The sequence below is a fragment of the Pseudomonas sp. 05T35 genome, assembly GCF_056396605.1.
This window is the reverse complement of sequence record NZ_JBFTLU010000689.1, coordinates 1-1582: the sequence shown is the minus strand read 5'-3', so window position 1 is coordinate 1582 and position 1582 is coordinate 1. Positions and strand designations below refer to the sequence as shown.

Sequence of the window (1582 nt, the reverse complement as noted above, 5' to 3'; positions counted from 1 at the left end):
CTTTTGGCTCGCCACCATCGGCACCGTGCTCTACATCGCCTCGATGTGGGTCAACGGCATTACCCAGGGCCTGATGTGGCGCGCCATCAACGACGATGGCACGCTGACCTATTCCTTCGTCGAGACTCTGGTGGCCAGCCATCCTGGCTTCATCGTGCGTTTCGTCGGCGGTGTGTTCTTCCTCAGCGGCATGTTGCTGATGGCTTACAACACCWGGCGCACCGTGCGGGTCGCCGACCTGAAAATCGCTGAGCAAGAAGCACAGATCGCTTGATCCGGCCCATGACGCAAGCCGCACCGGCTTGCGTCTCTCACCTCAGGAATTGTTCGTCATGATCGAAGTCATGTTGGATCTGTTGGGCGTGGCGTGCCTGTATTTATCGGTGGAGTACTGCTTGCGGCACCAGTCGGCCGAGAGCCTGGACGATGCCAGCCTGATCCCGTTTGCCGATGACCCGGAAGTGGCACGGCGGGTGGAGTTGGCGACGGGCAAGACGGTGAAAGCCGTTGCGCCGGAGGAGGCGAAGGAAGGTTGGGGGAATGTCGAGATTTGAGACTCGCCACAGTGCAGGTTTTGGGATAGAGAGGGATTAATAACCGGATCACCGCCCCCTGATCGAAAGCTGGCTATGCTGTAATTTCGATTGTGGGATCGACCCAATGCCAAACCTCAGTACGGATGGACGAAGCGCATGGCTCTGGTTAATGATCCTCTACAGCTTGTAGGGAAGAATATGATCAACATTCGTGAGGCCACCAAGACCGACCTTGATACTCTACGTAGAATTGGCTGCGAGACCTACCGAGAGCATTTTTCGGCCATCTGGTCTCTTGCCGGCCTGCAGAACTTCCTCAATCAGGACTTTTCGCCCAGTTCACTAGGTAAATCACTCGAATCATCCACTAACCATATGTGGCTTATAGCCTCGGATGACAGCGGCAGGGATGTAGGCTTCTCGAAAATAAACTGGTCAACGCCTGCACCTTTAACGGGTGAAGTGGGCGCAGAGCTTCAAAAAATCTACTTACTCAAATCCGAAGCAGGACGAGGTTATGGAAATCAGCTTTTGCGCTTCATTTGCAACCGTGCGATAGAGCGTGCAGAGCCCTTGCTCTGGCTAGACGTGCTCAAGACCAACGCCAATGCGCGGCGCTTCTATGAGGGCTTCGGCTTCCAGGAAGTCGGTGAGATCCCTTTCAAAACTGACATAGCCGAAATTGGGATGCTGGTAATGGTATACGGACTTTCCCGATAGGAGCGTTCGGTTCCCTCCCTTCGAGGGTCATATCTGCAGCTAATGAGGGTCTGCCACGGCTGCGAAATCTTGATCCAGGCATCGGTGCCTACGAGTCCGACGCCTGGCAAGACATCAATTTTTTGCCTAATGCGTATCGATGTCATACGTCGAACTCGAAGACCCAGCGCGCCGGCTACTCAATTCTGCGTCAGGTAGATAGACTCAGATTCCATTGCGCGAATTTTATGATAGTCAGATTTAATCACTTCAAGATCAGGGTGAACCAGATACACGGAACCAGATACACGGTGCCCGGCTGACTAAAGACATCCTTTGTAATTGCT

Annotated in this window: 2 protein-coding genes and 1 pseudogene; all 3 read left to right on the top strand. The window is 53.8% G+C overall.

Annotated features, from left to right (window positions below; genetic code table 11):
* Positions 1-274, top strand: a pseudogene (locus AC1DH9_RS28900) (cytochrome C oxidase Cbb3); the annotation flags it as partial.
* Between the two features lie 58 nt (positions 275-332).
* Complete coding sequence (locus AC1DH9_RS28895; RefSeq protein WP_427536957.1) at positions 333-554, top strand: cbb3-type cytochrome c oxidase subunit 3; 222 nt, start codon at positions 333-335, stop codon at positions 552-554.
* A 180-nt stretch (positions 555-734) separates the two neighbouring features.
* On the top strand, positions 735-1256 hold the full coding sequence (locus AC1DH9_RS28890; protein ID WP_427537205.1) for a GNAT family N-acetyltransferase: 522 nt from the start codon (positions 735-737) through the stop codon (positions 1254-1256).
* Positions 1257-1582 lie beyond the last annotated feature (326 nt).

Bases quoted from the DNA above. Each gene is read 5' to 3' on its own strand.
- AC1DH9_RS28895 (WP_427536957.1), top strand. From the start codon at position 333: ATGATCGAAGTCATGTTGGATCTGTTGGGCGTGGCGTGCCTGTATTTA.
- AC1DH9_RS28890 (WP_427537205.1), top strand. From the start codon at position 735: ATGATCAACATTCGTGAGGCCACCAAGACCGACCTTGATACTCTACGT.